The 673-nt window shown below is 76.5% G+C and carries 1 protein-coding gene; it reads right to left on the bottom strand.

All coding sequences use genetic code 11. The features are described 5' to 3' along the window. A partial coding sequence (locus tag IEZ31_RS55745; protein WP_190258287.1) for a polyketide synthase dehydratase domain-containing protein occupies positions 1 to 673 on the bottom strand: 673 nt, incomplete at both ends.

Raw genomic sequence — 673 nt, 5'->3', positions numbered from 1 at the left:
TCCCCCGCGCTCCCGCCGATGCCGGTCCAGGGACTCCACGCCACCCGGAACAGCGACCGGTCCGCGACCCGCAGCTGCCCGGTCGGTACCGGCCGCAGGACCATGGCGGCGACGGACAGCACGGGCGTGCCGGTCTCGTCGGCGGCCTCCACAGCGACACCGTCGTCCCCGGCCGCGGTGATCCGGACCCGCAGCCGGTCGGCACCACCACGGTGGACGGTCACCCCGGACCAGGTGAACGGCATCCGGGCCGGAGCGTCCGGCCGGTCCGCGACGGGACCGAGCCCGGGGGCCAGCCACGCCTGGAGGGCCGCGTCGAGCAGAACGGGGTGCAGCGCATACGCGGCACCCTGAGCGGCGACGCCGTCGGGCAGGGCGACCTCGGCGAAGACCGCACCGTCGCGCCGCCAGACCTGCCGCAGACCGTGGTACACGGGGTCGTACACGACGCCGGCATCGGCAAGCCGCTCGTACAGACCATCGATCGGTACCGCGGATGCGCCGGCCGGCGGCCACGAGGCCAGGTCGCCCGGAGCGGCTGGTTCGCCGGCGTCGAGCAGGCCGCTGGCGTGCCGGGTCCACGCCTCCTCGCCCTCGGGCCGGGCGTGCATCCCGAGCTCATGGGTGCCGTCGGGGCCGGCCGGCCCGACCACGAGCTGCAGCTGGACGGCGC

It is taken from the genome of Dactylosporangium sucinum, assembly GCF_014647515.1.
GTDB classification, from domain to species: Bacteria; Actinomycetota; Actinomycetes; order Mycobacteriales; family Micromonosporaceae; genus Dactylosporangium; species Dactylosporangium sucinum.
The sequence above is the reverse complement of the archived record's forward strand: the minus strand, read 5'-3'. Positions and strand labels throughout refer to the sequence as shown.